Origin of the sequence: Pseudomonas sp. R43(2017) (assembly GCF_002112345.1) — a bacterium.
Taxonomy (GTDB): domain Bacteria; phylum Pseudomonadota; class Gammaproteobacteria; order Pseudomonadales; family Pseudomonadaceae; genus Aquipseudomonas; species Aquipseudomonas kribbensis.
Map to the genome: position 1 here is coordinate 198,130 of NZ_NEHJ01000010.1, position 17,785 is coordinate 215,914.

16 protein-coding genes and 4 tRNA genes are annotated in these 17,785 nt (G+C 60.0%); 18 read left to right on the top strand and 2 right to left on the bottom strand.

Features of this window, described 5'->3' with window-relative positions; genetic code table 11:
* Nucleotides 1-145: 145 nt before the first annotated feature.
* The 14 genes from accD (at nucleotide 146) to CAG02_RS25955 (ending at nucleotide 13,741) form a co-directional block, all read left to right on the top strand.
* Nucleotides 146-1,066 (top strand): acetyl-CoA carboxylase, carboxyltransferase subunit beta, encoded by a 921-nt coding sequence (accD, locus tag CAG02_RS25890; RefSeq protein WP_085712004.1) that lies wholly within the window; start codon nucleotides 146-148, stop codon nucleotides 1,064-1,066.
* A complete protein-coding gene (gene folC, locus CAG02_RS25895) occupies nucleotides 1,063-2,370 on the top strand; it encodes a bifunctional tetrahydrofolate synthase/dihydrofolate synthase (protein WP_085712005.1) in 1,308 nt (435 codons plus the stop codon). The genes accD and folC overlap by 4 nt, the downstream gene beginning before the upstream one ends.
* Nucleotides 2,354-3,016 (top strand): SPOR domain-containing protein, encoded by a 663-nt coding sequence (locus CAG02_RS25900; protein ID WP_085712006.1) that lies wholly within the window; start codon nucleotides 2,354-2,356, stop codon nucleotides 3,014-3,016. The genes folC and CAG02_RS25900 overlap by 17 nt, the downstream gene beginning before the upstream one ends.
* A gap of 98 nt (nucleotides 3,017-3,114) precedes the next feature.
* Nucleotides 3,115-3,675: a CvpA family protein gene (locus CAG02_RS25905; protein ID WP_007956464.1), complete on the top strand. Its 561-nt coding sequence runs from the start codon at nucleotides 3,115-3,117 to the stop codon at nucleotides 3,673-3,675.
* A gap of 41 nt (nucleotides 3,676-3,716) precedes the next feature.
* On the top strand, nucleotides 3,717-5,222 hold the full coding sequence (purF, locus tag CAG02_RS25910) for an amidophosphoribosyltransferase (RefSeq protein WP_007956466.1): 1,506 nt from the start codon (nucleotides 3,717-3,719) through the stop codon (nucleotides 5,220-5,222).
* 81 nt (nucleotides 5,223-5,303) lie between these two features.
* The gene (locus CAG02_RS25915; RefSeq protein WP_085712007.1) at nucleotides 5,304-6,515 is read left to right on the top strand and encodes an O-succinylhomoserine sulfhydrylase; all 1,212 of its coding nucleotides are present in this window, start codon (nucleotides 5,304-5,306) and stop codon (nucleotides 6,513-6,515) included.
* Complete coding sequence (locus tag CAG02_RS25920) at nucleotides 6,512-7,288, top strand: SDR family oxidoreductase (protein WP_085712008.1); 777 nt, start codon at nucleotides 6,512-6,514, stop codon at nucleotides 7,286-7,288. Before CAG02_RS25915 ends, CAG02_RS25920 begins: the two co-directional genes overlap by 4 nt.
* Nucleotides 7,289-7,378: 90 nt before the next feature.
* A tRNA-Val gene (locus CAG02_RS25925) sits at nucleotides 7,379-7,454 on the top strand.
* Between the two features lie 54 nt (nucleotides 7,455-7,508).
* A tRNA-Asp gene (locus tag CAG02_RS25930) sits at nucleotides 7,509-7,585 on the top strand.
* A 93-nt stretch (nucleotides 7,586-7,678) separates the two neighbouring features.
* Nucleotides 7,679-7,755: transfer RNA gene (locus CAG02_RS25935), tRNA-Asp, on the top strand.
* Nucleotides 7,756-8,165: 410 nt separating this feature from the next.
* Nucleotides 8,166-10,997: a xanthine dehydrogenase family protein molybdopterin-binding subunit gene (locus CAG02_RS25940; RefSeq protein WP_085712009.1), complete on the top strand. Its 2,832-nt coding sequence runs from the start codon at nucleotides 8,166-8,168 to the stop codon at nucleotides 10,995-10,997.
* Complete coding sequence (locus CAG02_RS25945; RefSeq protein WP_039771584.1) at nucleotides 10,990-11,529, top strand: (2Fe-2S)-binding protein; 540 nt, start codon at nucleotides 10,990-10,992, stop codon at nucleotides 11,527-11,529. Before CAG02_RS25940 ends, CAG02_RS25945 begins: the two co-directional genes overlap by 8 nt.
* Before the next feature lie 2 nt (nucleotides 11,530-11,531).
* Nucleotides 11,532-12,767, top strand: a complete 1,236-nt coding sequence (locus CAG02_RS25950) for a cytochrome c (RefSeq protein ID WP_085712010.1) — start codon at nucleotides 11,532-11,534, stop codon at nucleotides 12,765-12,767.
* Nucleotides 12,768-12,769: 2 nt separating this feature from the next.
* Nucleotides 12,770-13,741, top strand: coding sequence for an XdhC family protein (locus CAG02_RS25955; protein ID WP_085712011.1), 972 nt, complete (start codon nucleotides 12,770-12,772; stop codon nucleotides 13,739-13,741).
* A 49-nt stretch (nucleotides 13,742-13,790) separates the two neighbouring features.
* Here the strand turns inward: CAG02_RS25955 and CAG02_RS25960 are convergent, their stop codons facing one another.
* On the bottom strand, nucleotides 13,791-15,074 hold the full coding sequence (locus CAG02_RS25960) for an FAD-binding oxidoreductase (RefSeq protein ID WP_085712012.1): 1,284 nt from the start codon (nucleotides 15,072-15,074) through the stop codon (nucleotides 13,791-13,793).
* A gap of 184 nt (nucleotides 15,075-15,258) precedes the next feature.
* On the opposite strand from CAG02_RS25960, the gene CAG02_RS25965 reads away from it, so the two are divergent.
* The 3 genes from CAG02_RS25965 to CAG02_RS25975 all read left to right on the top strand — a co-directional run bounded on the left by CAG02_RS25965 (nucleotide 15,259) and on the right by CAG02_RS25975 (nucleotide 16,728).
* Nucleotides 15,259-15,335 (top strand) — tRNA-Val (locus CAG02_RS25965).
* Between the two features lie 152 nt (nucleotides 15,336-15,487).
* Nucleotides 15,488-15,922, top strand: a complete 435-nt coding sequence (locus CAG02_RS25970) for a GNAT family N-acetyltransferase (protein WP_085712013.1) — start codon at nucleotides 15,488-15,490, stop codon at nucleotides 15,920-15,922.
* Between the two features lie 350 nt (nucleotides 15,923-16,272).
* Nucleotides 16,273-16,728 (top strand): DUF2214 family protein, encoded by a 456-nt coding sequence (locus tag CAG02_RS25975; protein WP_085712014.1) that lies wholly within the window; start codon nucleotides 16,273-16,275, stop codon nucleotides 16,726-16,728.
* A gap of 216 nt (nucleotides 16,729-16,944) precedes the next feature.
* Here the strand turns inward: CAG02_RS25975 and csrA are convergent, their stop codons facing one another.
* Nucleotides 16,945-17,139: a carbon storage regulator CsrA gene (csrA, locus tag CAG02_RS25980; RefSeq protein ID WP_003179932.1), complete on the bottom strand. Its 195-nt coding sequence runs from the start codon at nucleotides 17,137-17,139 to the stop codon at nucleotides 16,945-16,947.
* Between the two features lie 250 nt (nucleotides 17,140-17,389).
* Between csrA and CAG02_RS25985 the strand changes: the two genes are divergently transcribed.
* Nucleotides 17,390-17,758, top strand: a complete 369-nt coding sequence (locus CAG02_RS25985) for a penicillin-binding protein activator LpoB (RefSeq protein ID WP_085712015.1) — start codon at nucleotides 17,390-17,392, stop codon at nucleotides 17,756-17,758.
* Nucleotides 17,759-17,785 lie beyond the last annotated feature (27 nt).

The window sequence follows — 17,785 nt, forward strand, 5'->3', positions numbered from 1 at the left end:
GGCTGAGGGTCTTTTCGGGTTGTACGCAGGTCAGTTCCGCTGACCCGGCAGTCCATGAACCATCGCCACACATGAATTTAGCTGAAGGGCATACGCGGGGCCGCGAACCAGAGCGTTCGGGCCGCCGGTACTGGAGAAAGAAAGCATGAGCAACTGGTTGGTAGACAAGCTGATCCCTTCGATCATGCGTTCGGAGGTCAAGAAGAGCTCGGTGCCTGAAGGCCTGTGGCACAAATGCCCGTCCTGCGAGGCCGTGCTGTATCGTCCGGAGCTGGAAAAGACCCTGGACGTTTGCCCTAAGTGCAACCACCACATGCGTATTGGCGCACGTGCGCGCATCGACATCTTCCTGGATGCCGAAGGTCGTGTTGAGCTGGGCGCCGATCTCGAGCCGGTTGACCGTCTGAAATTCCGCGACGGCAAGAAGTACAAGGATCGTCTGGTGGCTGCCCAGAAGCAGACCGGCGAGAAAGACGCTCTGGTTTCCATGAGCGGCACCCTGCTGGGCATGCCTGTTGTGGTTTCGGCGTTCGAATTCAGCTTCATGGGTGGCTCCATGGGCGCCATCGTCGGTGAGCGCTTCGTGCGCGCCGCCAACTACGCCCTGGAAAACCGTTGCCCGATGGTCTGCTTCTCCGCCTCCGGTGGCGCGCGGATGCAGGAAGCCCTGATCTCGCTGATGCAGATGGCCAAAACCTCGGCGGTGCTGGCACGTCTGCGTGAAGAAGGCATTCCGTTCATCTCCGTACTGACCGACCCGGTCTACGGCGGCGTTTCCGCCAGTCTGGCAATGCTCGGCGACGTGATCGTCGGCGAGCCGAAAGCCCTGATCGGCTTCGCCGGTCCGCGTGTGATCGAGCAGACCGTTCGTGAAAAACTGCCGGAAGGCTTCCAGCGCAGCGAGTTCCTGCTGGAACACGGCGCAATCGACCTGATCATTGACCGTCGCGAGCTGCGTCCACGCCTGGGCAACCTGCTGGCGCAACTGACCGGCAAGCCGACCCCGACCTTCGTTGCCGCGCCGATCGAGCCGATCGTCGTTCCGCCGGTGCCTGCCAACGTATGACCGAGCGCACCCTTGGCGAGTGGCTCGCCTACCTTGAGCAGTTGCATCCTTCGGCCATCGACATGGGGCTGGAGCGTTCGCAACAGGTAGCGTCCCGCATGGGGCTGGGCCAGCCGGCGCCTCGGGTGATTACGGTCACTGGCACCAACGGCAAGGGTTCGACCTGCGCGTTCGTGGCTTCGCTGCTGCGGGCGCAGGGCCTGAGTGTTGGTGTCTACAATTCCCCGCACCTGCTGCGTTACAACGAGCGGGTGCAGCTCAATGGCGTCGAAGCCACTGATGCACAGCTGTGCGAAGCCTTCGCGGCGGTCGAGGCCGGGCGTGGCGAGACTTCCCTGACTTACTTCGAAATGGGCACCCTGGCGGCGTTCTGGCTGTTTCAACAGGCCGGGCTTGATGCGGTGGTGCTGGAAGTCGGTCTGGGCGGGCGTCTGGACACGGTCAACGTGGTCGATGCCGACATCGCGCTGGTCACCAGCATTGGTGTCGATCATGCCGATTACCTAGGCAACACCCGCGAATCCGTGGCTTTCGAGAAGGCCGGGATTTTTCGTCAGGGCAAACCTGCGCTGTGCGGCGATCTGAATCCTCCACAACCTTTGCTGGACAAGGCGCGCGAGCTTGCTTGCCCGTTCTTCCTGCGTGGGCGGGATTTCGATCTCGGCATCACTGATCAATTCTGGCAGTGGCGCGGCACCGGTGCTGACGGTCAGGTCGTCGAGCTGCGGGATTTGCCACTGCTCGATCTGCCGATGGAGAACGCTGCGCTGGCGTTGCAGGCTTATTTGCTGCTGGGTCTGCCTTGGGATGCTCAACAGATTGTTGCGGCCTTGCAGGCGACTCGCGTGGTTGGTCGTCTGGATCGTCGCTCGTTCCAGTGGAACGGCAAGCGCCTGAACCTGTTGCTGGATGTCGGGCATAACCCGCACGCGGCGGAGTACCTGGCCCGACGTCTGGCGGCTCGTCCGCCGGTCGGCAAGCGCCTGGCGGTGTTCGGCCTGCTGGCGGACAAGGATCTGGACGGTGTGGTTGGTGAATTGAATGCCAGCGTCCAGCATTGGGCGGTGGCGCCACTGGACTCGCCGCGCGCGCGTCCGGTGGCTGAATTGAATGTTGCATTGCAGAACCTTGGCGCCTCGGTCACGTCTTATGACAGCGTGGCGGCCGCCCTGGAAGGGCAGTGCGCAGTGGCCACCAGCGACGACGAGATCTTGCTGTTCGGATCATTTTATTGTGTCGCCGAGGCCCTTGAATGGCTGGCCCGGCGCTCCACGGAGGAAGCGGCAAATGGCTTTGCTGGATAAAGCGTACAAACAGCGCATGGTCGGTGCCCTGGTGCTGGTGGCGCTGGCGGTGATTTTCCTGCCGATGCTGTTTTCCCGTCAGGACGAACAGCGTCAGGTGACCGTCGATGCGCCGGCTGCTCCGAAGGCACCTGCCGTGGCGCAGATCCAGATGGAGACGGTCGCGGTGCCTGAGCCACAGGTTTTGCCTCAGGAACCAGTGCCGAGCGATTACGAAGTTGCCGAGCAAACGGCGCCAGCGGCACCGATTGCGCCTGCAGCTCCAGCCCCGGCCCCGGTCGCCAAACCGGTTGCGGTTGCTCCGGCACCTGCACCCGTGACCAAGCCTGCAGCAGCCCCGGCCCAGCCGATCGCTGCGCTGTCTGCCAAGCCGGATACCACCCAGAGCCGCGTCGATGCCAACGGCCTGTCGGTAAGCTGGTCGGTGCAACTGGCCAGTCTGTCGAGCCGCGCCAGCGCCGAAAGCCTGCAGAAAACCCTGCGCAGTCAGGGTTACAACGCTTACATCCGCTCCGCCGATGGCAAGAACCGGGTGTTTGTCGGTCCGCTGATCGAGCGTGCCGAAGCCGATCGTTTGCGCGATCTGTTGAGCCGCCAGCAGAACCTCAAGGGGTTTGTGGTGCGCTTCCAGCCCGAGCGTGGCTGAAAACTATCACCTCGATTGAAATGCACTGACAATCGCAGCTTACCGACAGCCATGCGCTCTGCTAAAATGCGCCGCCTTATCCGTCTGTAGGCTGCACTGTGCCATTTACCTGGGTTGACTGGGCGATCGTTGCAATCATCGCCATCTCCGCTTTGATCAGTTTGAGCCGCGGCTTCGTCAAGGAAGCACTATCGCTGGTGACCTGGATCATCGCAGGAGCGGTTGCCTGGATGTTCGGTGGCTCACTGTCCGAGTACCTCGCCGGATACATTCAAACTCCATCGGCTCGTGTGATCACGGGCTGTGCCATCATGTTTGTCGCCACACTGATCGTGGGCGCAATGATCAATTATCTTATCGGCGAGTTGGTTCGCGTCACCGGGTTGTCCGGGACCGATCGATTCCTCGGCATGGCCTTCGGCGCTGCGCGTGGCGTGTTGCTGGTGGTCGTGGCGGTCGGGCTGTTGAGCCTGGGGCCGGTACAGCAGGACGGGTGGTGGAAAGAATCACAGCTCGTGCCAAAGTTTCTATTGGTCGCCGACTGGTCCAAAAACCTGATTCTCGGGTGGAGCAGTCAGTGGCTTGCCAGCGGAATCAGCGTACCCGCTGATATTCCGTTCAAGGAGCAACTCTTGCCGTCGGCCAAAACGCCTCAGTGAGTGTTGTTCAGTTCAGATCCATTAAGTAGGGGTTGCGTCGCATGTGTGGCATCGTCGGTATCGTCGGTAAGTCGAACGTCAATCAGGCGCTGTATGACGCGCTAACCGTGCTCCAGCACCGCGGCCAGGACGCTGCCGGTATCGTGACCAGCCATGATGGCCGGTTGTTCTTGCGCAAGGACAATGGCCTGGTGCGTGACGTGTTCCAGCAGCGTCACATGCAGCGCCTGGTCGGCCACATGGGTATCGGCCACGTCCGTTACCCGACTGCCGGCAGCTCGACCTCGGCCGAGGCCCAGCCGTTCTACGTCAACTCTCCGTACGGCATCACCCTGGCGCACAACGGCAACCTGACCAACGTTGAACAGTTGGCCAAAGAGATCTACGAATCCGATCTGCGTCACGTCAACACCAGTTCCGACTCGGAAGTGCTGCTGAACGTGTTCGCCCACGAGCTGGCCCAGCGCGGCAAACTGCAACCGACCGAAGAAGACGTGTTTGCCGCCGTAACCGACGTGCACAACCGTTGTGTCGGTGGTTACGCCGTCGTGGCGATGGTGACCGGTTACGGCATCGTCGGTTTCCGTGACCCGCACGGCATCCGTCCGATCGTGTTCGGCCAGCGTCACACCGACGAAGGCGTCGAGTACATGATCGCGTCCGAAAGCGTTTCGCTGGACGTGCTCGGCTTCACCCTGATTCGCGACCTGGCGCCGGGCGAAGCGGTCTACATCACTGAAGACGGCAAGCTGCACACCCGTCAGTGCGCGACCAACCCGTCCCTGACCCCATGCATCTTCGAACACGTCTACCTGGCGCGTCCGGATTCGATCATCGACGGCGTTTCGGTCTACAAGGCCCGTCTGCGCATGGGTGAGAAACTGGCCGAGAAGATCCTGCGCGAGCGTCCAGAGCACGACATCGACGTGGTCATCCCGATTCCGGACACCAGCCGCACTGCGGCACTGGAACTGGCGAACCATCTGGGCGTGAAATTCCGCGAAGGCTTCGTCAAAAACCGTTACATCGGCCGTACCTTCATCATGCCCGGCCAGGCCGCGCGCAAGAAATCGGTACGCCAGAAGCTCAACGCCATCGAGCTGGAGTTCCGCGGCAAGAACGTGATGCTGGTGGACGACTCGATCGTTCGCGGTACCACCTGCAAGCAGATCATCCAGATGGCTCGCGAAGCCGGCGCGAAAAACGTCTACTTCTGCTCGGCCGCTCCGGCTGTGCGCTTCCCGAACGTGTATGGCATCGACATGCCGAGCGCTCACGAGTTGATCGCACACAATCGTTCGACTCAGGATGTCGCTGACCTGATCGGCGCTGACTGGCTGATCTATCAGGACCTGCCTGACTTGATCGAAGCGGTCGGTGGCGGCAAGATCAAGATCGAAAACTTCGACTGCGCGGTGTTCGACGGCAAGTACGTCACCGGCGACGTCGACGAGGCTTACCTGAACAAGATCGAACAGGCACGCAACGATGCCTCGAAGGTCAAGACCCAGGCGGTCAGTGCGATCATCGATCTGTACAACAACTGAGTTTCAACCGGCCCTTAGGGGCCGGTTTTGTATCTGGCAAAAGACTTTTTATTTATCGAGAACAGGGCAAGGAGTGACAGCATGAGTCAGGAATGGGATGCCGGTCGGCTGGACAGCGACCTCGAAGGCGTAGCGTTCGATACCCTGGCCGTACGTGCCGGTCAGCACCGTACGCCGGAAGGCGAGCACGGTGATCCGATGTTCTTCACTTCCAGCTACGTGTTCCGTACCGCCGCCGACGCCGCTGCACGGTTTGCCGGGGAAGTGCCGGGCAACGTTTACTCGCGTTACACCAACCCGACCGTTCGCTCGTTCGAAGAGCGCATTGCTGCGCTGGAAGGCGCTGAGCAGGCCGTAGCCACTGCGACCGGCATGGCCGCAATCATGGCGGTGGTGATGAGCCTGTGCAGCGCCGGCGATCATGTGCTGGTGTCGCGCAGCGTGTTCGGTTCGACCATCAGTCTGTTCGAGAAGTACTTCAAGCGCTTCGGCGTGGAAGTCGACTACGTGCCGCTGGCCGATCTGTCGGCCTGGGATGCGGCGATCAAGTCCAACACCAAGTTGCTGTTCGTCGAGTCGCCGTCCAATCCGCTGGCTGAGCTGGTGGATATCACCGCGCTGTCGGAAATCGCACACGCCAAGGGCGCGATGCTGGTGGTCGACAACTGCTTCTGTACGCCTGCGCTGCAGCAACCGCTGAAGCTCGGTGCAGACATCGTTGTGCACTCGGCCACCAAATTCATCGACGGCCAGGGTCGTTGCATGGGCGGCGTGGTGGCCGGTCGCGGCGAGCAGATGAAAGAAATCGTCGGCTTCCTGCGCACTGCCGGACCGACCCTGAGCCCGTTCAACGCCTGGATCTTCCTCAAAGGCCTGGAAACCCTGAATCTGCGGATGAAGGCGCACTGTGCCAACGCCCAGCAACTGGCCGAATGGCTGGAGCAACAGGACGGCATCGAGAAAGTGCATTACGCCGGTCTGAAGAGCCATCCGCAGCACGAGCTGGCCCAGCGTCAGCAGAAGGGCTTTGGCGCGGTCGTCAGTTTCGAGGTGAAGGGTGGCAAGGAGGGCGCCTGGCGCTTTATCGATGCGACCCGTTTGATTTCTATCACTGCCAACCTGGGTGACAGCAAAACCACCATCACTCACCCGAGCACCACGTCCCACGGTCGTCTGGCACCGCAGGAGCGTGAAGCGGCGGGGATTCGTGACAGCCTGATCCGCATCGCGGTCGGCCTGGAAGACGTCGCTGACCTGCAAGCCGACCTGGCGCGCGGTCTGGCGGCGTTGTGATCGAGTTGTCCACGCCAAATACGGGCACCCATGGCCGCGTTGCGCTGGTCACGGGTGCCGCTCGCGGCATCGGTCTGGGGATCGCAGCATGGCTGATCAGCGAAGGCTGGCAGGTGGTGCTGACGGATCTGGATCGGGCGCGAGGCTCGAAAGTGGCGAAAGTGCTGGGTGAGAACGCCTGGTTCATCGCCATGGACGTGGCAGATGAGAGCCAGGTGGCGCTGGGTGTCGCTGAAGTGCTGGGGCAGTTCGGTCGTCTGGATGCGTTGGTATGTAACGCTGCCGTGGCGGATCCGCACAACATCACTCTGGAAAGCCTGGATCTGGCCTACTGGAACCGGGTGCTGGCGGTGAATCTCAGCGGGCCGATGTTGCTGGCCAAGCATTGTGCGCCGTATCTGCGGGCGCACAACGGGGCAATCGTCAATCTGGCCTCGACCCGGGCGGCGCAGTCAGAGCCTGATACCGAAGCCTATGCGGCGAGCAAGGGCGGCTTGCTGGCGTTGACTCATGCGCTGGCAATCAGCCTCGGGCCGGAGATTCGGGTCAATGCGGTCAGTCCAGGCTGGATCGACGCGCGGGATCCTTCTGCACGGCGCGCTGAACCGCTGACCGATACCGATCATGCCCAGCATCCAGCGGGCAGGGTAGGGACAGTCGAGGATGTGGCGGCGATGGTGGCGTGGCTGCTGTCGAAGAATGCCGGGTTTGTGACGGGGCAGGAATTCGTGGTCGACGGCGGTATGACCAAGAAGATGATCTACTCGGAATGACATGTTTTTGTCTTTTTGAGAAAAACTTCAATCCTGCTATTGACTTAGGTTCGCTACCTGCGTAAATTTCGCGGCCTCGGAGATGCAAACGGGTGATTAGCTCAGCTGGGAGAGCGTCTGCCTTACAAGCAGAATGTCGGCGGTTCGATCCCGTCATCACCCACCACTCCCGAGATACTTGCGAAAGCAAGAGGTAGGCTGAAAGTGCCTCCACCGACGCGCAGCGGTAGTTCAGTCGGTTAGAATACCGGCCTGTCACGCCGGGGGTCGCGGGTTCGAGTCCCGTCCGCTGCGCCATATTCAACGAGTCAGACATTGTCTGGTTCGCGATTGAAAAGCACCGAAGCTTTCAATCAAACGAGTTACTTGAGCATCAGCTCAAAGCGATACGCAGCGGTAGTTCAGTCGGTTAGAATACCGGCCTGTCACGCCGGGGGTCGCGGGTTCGAGTCCCGTCCGCTGCGCCATATCTGTTTCAGGGACCACTGAACGCCTTGAAACACCGAAAGCAACCGTTGGTTGATTCGGAATCGATAGCAAAGACCCTGGTCGAAAGACCGGGGTTTTTTGTGTCTGAAATTTGACCTTTCCAAAATTCCTCCTCCAGTTGCCTCGCGACGATTGCATATTGTCCGCGCGGCAACATCTTCTGCGTCATCGGGTCGCTGCGATGCAATGCCACATTGATTTTTGATTCTTTAGTCAGATTTTTGTAACTGGTTGTTTGCTGCGAGCGCAGAAACCTTTAAAGTTAACCTTTCGGTCAGCTTTGCACTGTCATCACGCCCTTTGTTTAGCCAAAAAGGGCTTCTGCAAGACTCGAGATTCCCAGTAGATAACCAGAAGGGCGGATCCATAACCGCCCAGAGGATGATCCATGTCCAACCGTGAAATATCCCGGCGCTCGTTCCTTCAGGGCGGGCTGGTGGCGGGTGTGAGCGTTACGCTCACGCCGCTCAGTAGTCAGGCGCTGGCTGCCTTGATGGAAAACAGCGTGACCGTGCCGTCCGAGCAGTGGCTCGGCAACAACGGCAAGGCGCGCCAGCGTAACGATGCCTTGTCCAAGGTCTGCGGCAGCAAAGTGTTTGCCCGTGACATCCGTTCCAAGGACATGCCGGGCTGGCCCCAGCAGCAAGGTCATGCCATGTTGCTGAAAACCATCAAGGCCGACCGCATCTACGACGGCTATGACCTGTCGTGGCTCGGCGCCGATCTGCAGCCTGACCGCATCGTCACTGCGGCCGACCTGGACAAGGACGGTATCGTATTCCCGGAAGAGCATGCGCCGGATCCATTGCTGCCGGAAGGCAAGGTACCGATGTTCATCGGTCACCCGGTGGCTATCCTGATCTGGAACGATTTCGAGCGTTTCCGTCAGGCCAAGAACAAACTCAAATTCAATGACAAAGCGATTCGTTACGGTGCAAAAGTGCCGTTCTACGAAGGCGATCCCTATGGCAGTTTCCGCTACGTGCGCGTCGGTGGCCCGACCTCGGCGGACGAAGACGAGTTCGCCAGCCTCAAGGACTCGATCCTGTTCCCGATGCTGAAGAACCGCCGTCCGGTGTGGAATTCCCAACCGAACCTGCACGGCAACCTGACCGAGCGCGGGCTGTTCTACGCCGACCGCATGAAGAAAGAGATCGACACGCCGCCGGACAACTGGCTGGTGTTCGACGAGCGCTACAAGACCCCGTCGATCGAACCTGCCGCGATGGAGCCGGACAACGGCAACGGCTGGTACGACCCGGCCACCAAGACGCTGCATTTCGTCGTCGCCACCCAGTGCCCGCTAGAGGCTGCAACCGAGACCGCGAAGATGATCTCGCCGTCGCGCTTCGGCCTGGCCAACCTGAACATGCACCCGGGCTACACCGTCGGTTACGGTTCCAAGGACCACAACATTTTCGTCTACTACGCGGCCCTGGCAGCGTTGTACGGTGCAGGTGTGCCGATCCGTCTGGCCAACGACCGCTACGAGCAGTTCCAGAGCGGCATCAAGCGCCACCCGTTCGACATCCGCTACCAGTTGGCAGTGGACAAGACCGATCACAGCTTCAAGATTTTCCGTGCAGAGATGAGCGTCGATGGCGGCGGTCGGATCAATTACAGCCCGTCGGTGGCTGCGGTTGGTGCAACGGCAGCTCAGTCGATTTACTACATGCCGCAGAATGACCTGCAAGTTACCGCCTACCACTCCCGTGGCGTTGAAGCGGGTTCGATGCGTGGCTACGGCACGTTGCAGAGCATGGCTTCCACCGAAATGATGGTCGATGAAATCGCCGACCGCCTCGGTGTCGATGCCATCGATCTGCGCCGCAAAAACGCGCTGCGTTCGGGGATGAAAAACACCCAGGGCGCGATCCCGGCCGGTGCACTGCGCCTGCACGAGATTCTCGACAAGGCTTCGCTGCACGAAGTCTGGAAGAACCGCGACGCGATCAAGAAACAGCGCGAATCAGCGGATCCGGACAACTGGTACGGCGTCGGTTTCGCCATTTGCCAGAAAGACTTCGGCACCGGTTCCGAAGCGCCGATGGCCAGCATCGAGTTCACCGCTGAAGGGCGCATTTCCCTGCGTCACATCGGTATCGAGATCGGTACCGGCATGTCCACCTCGCAAGCGCTGGTGGTTGCTGACTTCCTCGGCAGCCCGGCACACGACGTGAAGACCGGCGAAACCGAATGGAAGGAAATGCAGCTGGTCACCGCCGGCAACCCTTACATCATGAGCCAGGCCGAGCAGGACAACTTCCTGCGCAACCCGCGCTGGGTCGGCAAGCTGGCGTCGGCCTCGTCGGCAACCAACTCCGCCTACTACTTCAGCCACGCCACCCGTGAAGCGGCGCGCGTGCTGTTCAACCACGGCTTGTGGCCGGCGGCGCTGGAGATCTGGCGTCAGGGCCCGTACGGCGGCCAGGCCAACCCTTACGTGGTGCGTCGCGAAGATGCGCATTGGGTCGACGGCAAACTGACTGCCAACGGCATGCAGCCGCTGAGTTTCGAAGAACTGGCCAAACGTGCTCACGAGCGCGGTCTGGTCACCGCGGCCACGGTCCACGGTTTCAACCGCTGGAGCTGGGCAGAAGCCGAATACAGCATCGACGGCGTGCGCGAGCGTCTGCCGCTCGACGGTCTGGCGGTGAAGTACGGCGACGGCGCCCCTAAAGCCAAAAAAGCGCAGATGACCAGCGACGGTTTCCACTTGCTGGACCGGCAGAACATCGCCTATCCGGTCGTTCAACTGAACAACGCTGCCGTGACCTACTACAGCCCGGTAGCGACGCTGGTCGAGTTGAAGGTCAACAAAGGTTCGGCAGAAGTCGAAGTGCTCAACCATCACTCGTGGCTGGAGTGCGGTCGGGTGCTGGTCGAAGAACTGGTTCGTGGCCAGCTCGAAGGCGGGATCGCCATGGGCATCGGTCACGCCTTGATGGAAGAGATGCCGCTGTACGAAGGCGGGCCGGGGGAGGGTGACTGGAACTTCAACCGTTATCGCCTGCCGATGGCGCGCCATGTGGCGGTGTGGAAGCAGACGTCGGAAATCCTGCCGCCGCTGTCGCCAAGCGATCCGTCCAAAGGCATCGCCGAAGTGGTGATGATCCCGGTGGTCGGTGCCATCGGTAACGCGGTGGCCCACGCCATCGGCAAACGTGTCCGCGATCTTCCAATCACTGCTGCGCGCATCAAGGAGGCCCTCAATGGCTAACCGTCCGCTTCAACTGACCCTCAACGGTCAATCCGTCGGCCCGGTGGACATCCCTGATGACCTGCCGATGATCGATTATCTGCACGAATACAAGAACCTCACCGGCTCGCGCCTGGGCTGCGGTCAGGGTATCTGCCACGCCTGTGTGGTGATCGTCGACAACCCGGACGGCACCAGCGAAGAAGTGCGCACCTGCATCACCGGCGCGCATTACTTCGAGGGCAAGAAAGTCCGCACCATCGAAGGCCACGCCAAACGCGACGAGCAAGGTCAGGTCACCGAGCTGAACCCGATCCAGCAGCGTTTCGTTGATGAGTTCGCTTTCCAGTGCAGCTACTGCGCACCGGGCTTCGTCAACGCCGCGACCGTGCTGGTGGAAAAGCTGCAACGCCAGCCGATCGTCAAAAGCAAACTGGAACAAGTCATCGAGGACAGCCTCGGCCATCACATCTGCCGTTGCACCGGGTACGTGCGTTACTACAACGCCACCCGCAACGTGCTGACCGATCTCGGCCTGGTCAAGGAGGGTTAAGCATGAAGCGTTTATTGACCCGCCTGACCCTGGCGGTCGGGTTTGCCGTGCCTGTGCTGGCGGCTCATGCGGATGATCAGGTCAAGCGCGGCGAATACCTCGCCCGCGCCGCCGACTGCATGGCTTGCCACACAGCGCCGGGCGGTGCGCCGTTTGCCGGTGGCCTGCCGATCGTGTCGCCGTTCGGCACGATCTACGGCACCAACATCACCCCGAGCAAAGAGCACGGCATCGGCCTTTACAGCGATGACGAATTCTTCGCTGCGCTCACCGAAGGCAAGCGTCGTGACGGCGCCAACCTGTACCCGGCGATGCCATACACCTCGTATCACTTGATGCCGCGTGCGGATTCGGATGCGATTCATGCGTATCTGAAAACCATCGAGCCAATCGAGCGTGCAGCGCCGGTGACGAGCCTGAGCTTTCCGTTCAACGTGCGTCCGGGTCTGATCGGCTGGAACATGATGTACGGCAAAGCCTTGAAGCTGGAGCCGGCCGAAGGCAAAAGCGACGCCTGGAAGCGCGGCCAGTACATGGTCGAAGTGCTGGGTCACTGCGGCGAATGCCACACGCCACGCGGCTTGCCGGGCGCGATGCAGCTGGACAAGCGCCTGACCGGCGGCATCCTCAACGGCTACCTGGCACCGAGCCTGCTGGCGACGGACCTGGCGGCGCGTGGCTGGAATCAACAGGACCTGAGCACGTTCCTCAAGCACGGCATGAGTGTCCAGGGCACGATGTTCAACGAGATGTTCCCGGTGTTCCACAACAGCACCCAGGGCCTGAATGATCCGGATCTGGCAGCGATGGCAACCTTCCTGCTCGGCGACAAGCCGCCGGCGGCGAAAGAACTGACCGACGTTCCAGTGGAGAAACTCAGTGCCAGTGCCCAGCGCGGCCGTCAGGAATACTTGAACGTCTGCGCCGGTTGTCACGCGGCCGGTGGCGAAGGCAAGCCGCACATTGCGGTGGCCATGCGCGGCAATACCACGCTGCGCCTGGAAGATCCGCGCAATCTGGTTCGAGTGATCGAGGACGGTATCGGCGAACAGAAATTCGCCGGATTCGAACACATGCAACCGATGCCGGGATTTGCCGACAAGCTCAGTGCCGAACAGTTGACCGATTTGCTGAACTACCTGCGTCAGGGTTGGGGTGGTCAATCTGCTGAACTGGCGGTGGGCGATGTGCAGAAGTTGCAGGCTGACGCCCCGTCCATCGAGCACAAGGCGCACTGATCATGCAGCATCTCGATCTGCAGGTTGTGCGTCGGGCGCTGGAATGGTCGACGGCGGGGCAGCGCATCTGGCTTTGCACCGTGCTGACCACCTACGGTTCGGCGCCTCGTGCGCCGGGTTCGCTGTTGGCGGTGAACGACGGCGGGCAGTGGATCGGGTCGCTGTCCGGTGGTTGCGTCGAGGAAGATTTTCTCGAACGCGTCGCCGAAGGTGCATTTCTCGATGCAATCAACGTCGTGCGTTATGGCGAAGGTGACGATCCGCGCTCGCGGGTCAGCCTGCCCTGTGGCGGCATTCTCGATGTGCTGGTAGAGAAATTTGACGCCGGTTGCGATGTGCAGGCGCATCTGCGTGAACTCGAATCGGCGTTGCTTGGGCAGCGCCGGTTGATTCGCGAGGTGGATCTGACCACGGGGGCGCGCAGCCTGTTTGCGGATCGTGAGCAGGGTGCGCGGATCGAGCGTGAAATCGATCGCGTGCGGATCCGCATTGGTGCCGCCCAGCGTTTGCTGCTGGCCGGCTATTCCAGTGTGGCGCAGGCCTGTGCGGAGTTCGCGGTCGGTCTCGGCTTCGAAGTGATTCTCTGCGATCCGCGTGATGAAGTGCTGGAAGGCGTGGTGCTCAATGGCGTGGAGATTCGCCGGCAACTGCCATCGGTGTTCATTGCCGATGGCGGCTGTCACCGTGATACGGCGGTGGTGGCGTTGACCCACGATCCGCGTATCGACGATCTGGCGATGATGGAAGCGGTACGCACCGAGGCCTTCTACATCGGCGTGATGGGTTCGCTGCAGACATCACAGAAGCGCTTCGAGCGATTGCGGCGGATTGGCGGTCTGGGGGAGGGCGAACTGGCGCGGATTCATGCGCCGATCGGTCTTAACCTTGGCAGCAAGACGCCTTCGGAAATCGCTTTGGCAGTGCTCGCGGATATCCTGCGGATTCGTAGCGGGATTGCGCGGGATCAGCTGTGATTGATGCTGAATGTAAAAAGGGCCGCTTTTCAGCGGCCCTTTTTTTGTGTCAGAAACCGAGCTTGTCGCGCAGTCCGTAATACCACGCGCCCAGTGCGGCAAACGGTGTGCGCAGCAGTTGCCCGCCGGGGAACGGGTAGTGCGGCAGGTCGGCAAACGCATCGAAGCGCTCGGCCTGGCCGCGCAGCGCCTCGGCCAGCACCTTGCCAGCGAGGTGCGTGTAGGTCACGCCGTGGCCGCTGCAGCCCTGGGAATAATAGATGTTGTCGCCCAGGCGCCCGACCTGAGGCAGGCGCGACAGGGTCAGCAGGAAATTGCCGGTCCAGGCGTAGTCGATTTTCACGTCCTTGAGCTGCGGGAAAGCCTTGAGCATTTTCGGGCGGATGATCGCTTCGATGTTTGCCGGATCCCGTGCGCCATACACCACGCCGCCGCCGAAGATCAGGCGTTTGTCGCCGGTGAGGCGGTAGTAGTCGAGCAGGTAGTTACAGTCCTCGACGCAGTAGTCCTGTGGCAGCAGGGACTTTGCCAGTTCTTCGCCAAGAGGTTCGGTGGTGATGACCTGAGTGCCGCACGGCATCGACTTGGCTGCGAGTTCCGGCACCAGATTGCCCAAGTAGGCGTTGCCGGCAACGATAATGAATTTGGCCCTGACCTTGCCCTTTGGTGTATGCACGACCGGGTTGGCGCCGCGTTCGATGCGCACGGCCGGCGACTGTTCATAGATGGTGCCGCCCAGAGATTCCACGGCAGCGGCTTCGCCAAGTGCCAGATTCAGCGGGTGGATGTGACCGCCGCTCATGTCGAGCATGCCGCCGATGTATTGATCGCAGGCGACCACTTCGCGGATGCGGCGCTGATCGAGCAGTTCAAGTTGAGTGTGGCCGAAGCGTTCCCAGAGGCGCTTCTGTGATTCCAGGTGGTCCATCTGCTTGGCCGACAGGGCCGCGAATACGCCGCCGTCCTTCAGGTCGCACTGGATATCATATTTGGCGACTCGCTCACGAATGATCCGGCCGCCCTCGAACGCCATCTGCCCGAGCAACTGAGCCTGCTTCGGGCCCACACTGCGTTCGATCACGTCGATGTCACGGCTGTAGCTGTTGACGATTTGCCCGCCGTTGCGTCCCGAAGCGCCGAAGCCGACTTTGGCGGCTTCCAGCACGGTCACGCGAAAACCGTTCTCCAGCAGGAACAGGGCCGAGGAAAGACCCGTATAACCAGCGCCGATCACACAGACATCCGTCTCCACGTCATCCTGCAGGGCAGGGCGTGGTGGTACGGCGTTGGCCGACGCAGCGTAATAAGACTCTGGGTAAGGGGTGTTCGCCATCCTGCAGCCTCTGTTTAATATATTTTACGAGTGCGACGATCCTACCCGAGTTGAAAAACCTCCGCCAGCCACCGGGAAATCTTCTTGCGATGGGTCGAAATTAAATATTTTGCATATTCATAGGGTTAGGTGAAAAAAAGGTGTTGACACCCCTCCGGAATTCCGTAGAATGCCGCCTCACAGCAGGCACGTAGCTCAGTTGGTTAGAGCACCACCTTGACATGGTGGGGGTCGTTGGTTCGAGTCCAATCGCGCCTACCAAACAAAATCCGCTCTGCTGGGCGGTCTGGAAGGGCTCACCGAAAGGTGGGCCCTTTTTTGTTGTCTGCGATTTCTAAGGCCCGGCCTTGAGGCGTCAACTCGACTCATGACGGCTACACTCCGGCGAATGTCAGCTGTGAGGGAGGGAGTGCGTGAGTCGCCAAGTCAGACGAGCCATCCTAGGTGATATCGAAAGCCTGTTGCAGATTGATCCTGTCGCTGGAATAGATGACAACCGCCGAAAATACATTGCGAGGGCTGTCCAGGCGGGGGAGTGTTGGGTTGTCTGCGAGCGGAACGATCCTGGTGCTCCTATCGGCTACGGTTGCCTGGATCGAAGTTTTTTTGGGGAATGGTTTATTCCTCTCGTGGTCGTCGCCAGTGAAATCAGGCGTTCCGGCGCAGGCCGGCAAATCGTGAGCTATATGGAGCGCCACTCCTCAGCAGAAAAGATCTTTACCTCGACCAATGTGTCCAACTTGCCGATGCGACGGCTTTTGGAGGAGCTTGGTTATCAACACAGCGGAAGGGTGGAGAATCTGGATCCGGGCGATCCTGAGCTCGTTTTCGTGAAGTTCTTGAGTTAAACGCGTGTCGCCGTTCGTCGCCGAAAACCTTGGCGTCCATTTAAAAAGTGTGGATATTTAAGGGGTTACGGTTTTTTTTAACTGGCCGGTTATCAAAAATACGTTGTTACACACTGAGAAAATCAGTAATATCCGCCCCGCGTTCACCACCACGGTTTATGCATTTTTAAATCCCAAGCTTCCATCAGCTGCTTGGGATTTTTTTTGCCTGCGATTTACCCCTCCTCACGCATTTGTCCTGTCGCTTTTCTCAACCAGCGCTGCCTTTCAGACCGGCATCGGGCAAGTCCATACTTTTTCGACTACTACTGTCTGGCCGATTTTCATCTCAGTCTGACGGGAGTTCATCAATGCTGTTTCATTGGTTTCTGGCTGCGGTTCACTTGCTGGCATTTGCCTTGGGTTTCTGGGCCGTGCTGACGCGCGGAACGGCGTTCAGCCGCCTGGCGACCGGGGCGGGTGAGGTCAGGCGGGTTTTGCTCGCTGACAATCTATGGGGCGTATCCGCTCTGGTGCTGCTGGTCACGGGTGGCATGCGAGCTTTTGGCGGTTACGAAAAGGGCACCGATTACTATCTGCATCAGCCGCTGTTCCATTTGAAGATGACGCTGTTTGTACTGATTCTGCTTCTGGAGCTTGCGCCGATGATTACGTTGATCAAATGGCGTATAGGTCTGGCGCGGGGAAATCCCCTCGAGACAGGGCGAGCAAAGATGTTTGCTCGAATCAGTCATGCCGAGGCGTTGTTGCTGGTTCTGATGGTGATAGCGGCCACCGGGATGGCGCGTGGGGTGACGTTCGGCTAAGCGGGCGCAATTCCCGGCTTTGATTCGGAAACGTCCGACAGCCAGCCATTGAAATGATGGTTAGTATCGGTGGCGAGGAAGGGGGAGGGAGTTGCAGCAGGAGGGAAAATAGCCTGCGCCGTCACCAATGAGGTGGGGGGATGGCAATACGGCGCTCGGATCTTTAGCCAGTCATGACGCGAGGGTGAACAGACTGGCTACTGACTGCGAAAGGGCTCAGGGGGTTTGTGGCTTGTCCGGTGCGGTCAGGCCAGCCTGGATGCGCTGGTAAATCTCTTCACGGTGTACGGCAACGTTCTTTGGAGCGTTGATGCCGATGCGAACCTGTTGGCCGCTTACGCCGAGGATGGTGATCGTAATGTCATCACCAATGTTTATGCTTTCACCGACTTTGCGGGTGAGTATCAGCATGGTCTTCTCCTTGATTGCTTTGTAGGGCACCTGATTCAGACAGTGCAGAGGTCGGTGGTACGTATAGATTAGTGCGAAGTCTCACGGTTTGGGTGCCTCTTTCTGACGCGCAGATGCGGCATTAATTCCCAGCGCGTAACTATACAGGTGCGGCAATCATCAATCTCGTAGTTTTGTGCCCATTTTGCTGGGCTCTGAAAGTATTCGCGAATGTTAAGATCCCCCTTTCGAGAATTCAGAGGGAAGCGTTGTGCGCAAATTGGTCTGGTTGGTCGCGGCACTGGCATTGGCGGGATGTGGTGAAGGCAAGAGTGTGGATGCTCAAAAGTCAAAACCGGTAGCGGCGGCAGCGCCGGCAGCCGTGTCCGGGCCGCAGTGGGATCTGGAAGTGCGGGGCGAAACACCTCAAGCCGTCAGTGATCTGAGCGGCTGGTTGATCGAGCATGCGTTTATCGCCAATGTCATCAAGGATGCCAGCGGAAAGACCCGGATCCTGCTGGGGCCATTCAATTCCAAGGCCGAAGCCGAAGCGAAACAGGCTGATGTGAATGCGGCGCTGATCAAGGCGAAAAAACAGAACATCGAGACGCTTGTGATCGAACGTACCGCAGCACAGTAAAGATTCCTTTCAGCGGAGCTGACTAAA

What these genes read in the sequence shown, in the direction of transcription:
- CAG02_RS25955 (WP_085712011.1), top strand. Translation starts at nt 12,770, where the DNA reads ATGCAGCATCTCGATCTGCAGGTTGTGCGTCGGGCGCTGGAATGGTCG.
- purF (WP_007956466.1), top strand. Translation starts at nt 3,717, where the DNA reads ATGTGTGGCATCGTCGGTATCGTCGGTAAGTCGAACGTCAATCAGGCG.
- CAG02_RS25900 (WP_085712006.1), top strand. Translation starts at nt 2,354, where the DNA reads ATGGCTTTGCTGGATAAAGCGTACAAACAGCGCATGGTCGGTGCCCTG.
- CAG02_RS25915 (WP_085712007.1), top strand. Translation starts at nt 5,304, where the DNA reads ATGAGTCAGGAATGGGATGCCGGTCGGCTGGACAGCGACCTCGAAGGC.
- CAG02_RS25975 (WP_085712014.1), top strand. Translation starts at nt 16,273, where the DNA reads ATGCTGTTTCATTGGTTTCTGGCTGCGGTTCACTTGCTGGCATTTGCC.
- accD (WP_085712004.1), top strand. Translation starts at nt 146, where the DNA reads ATGAGCAACTGGTTGGTAGACAAGCTGATCCCTTCGATCATGCGTTCG.
- CAG02_RS25940 (WP_085712009.1), top strand. Translation starts at nt 8,166, where the DNA reads ATGTCCAACCGTGAAATATCCCGGCGCTCGTTCCTTCAGGGCGGGCTG.
- CAG02_RS25950 (WP_085712010.1), top strand. Translation starts at nt 11,532, where the DNA reads ATGAAGCGTTTATTGACCCGCCTGACCCTGGCGGTCGGGTTTGCCGTG.
- CAG02_RS25945 (WP_039771584.1), top strand. Translation starts at nt 10,990, where the DNA reads ATGGCTAACCGTCCGCTTCAACTGACCCTCAACGGTCAATCCGTCGGC.
- folC (WP_085712005.1), top strand. Translation starts at nt 1,063, where the DNA reads ATGACCGAGCGCACCCTTGGCGAGTGGCTCGCCTACCTTGAGCAGTTG.
- CAG02_RS25960 (WP_085712012.1), bottom strand. Translation starts at nt 15,074, where the DNA reads ATGGCGAACACCCCTTACCCAGAGTCTTATTACGCTGCGTCGGCCAAC.
- csrA (WP_003179932.1), bottom strand. Translation starts at nt 17,139, where the DNA reads ATGCTGATACTCACCCGCAAAGTCGGTGAAAGCATAAACATTGGTGAT.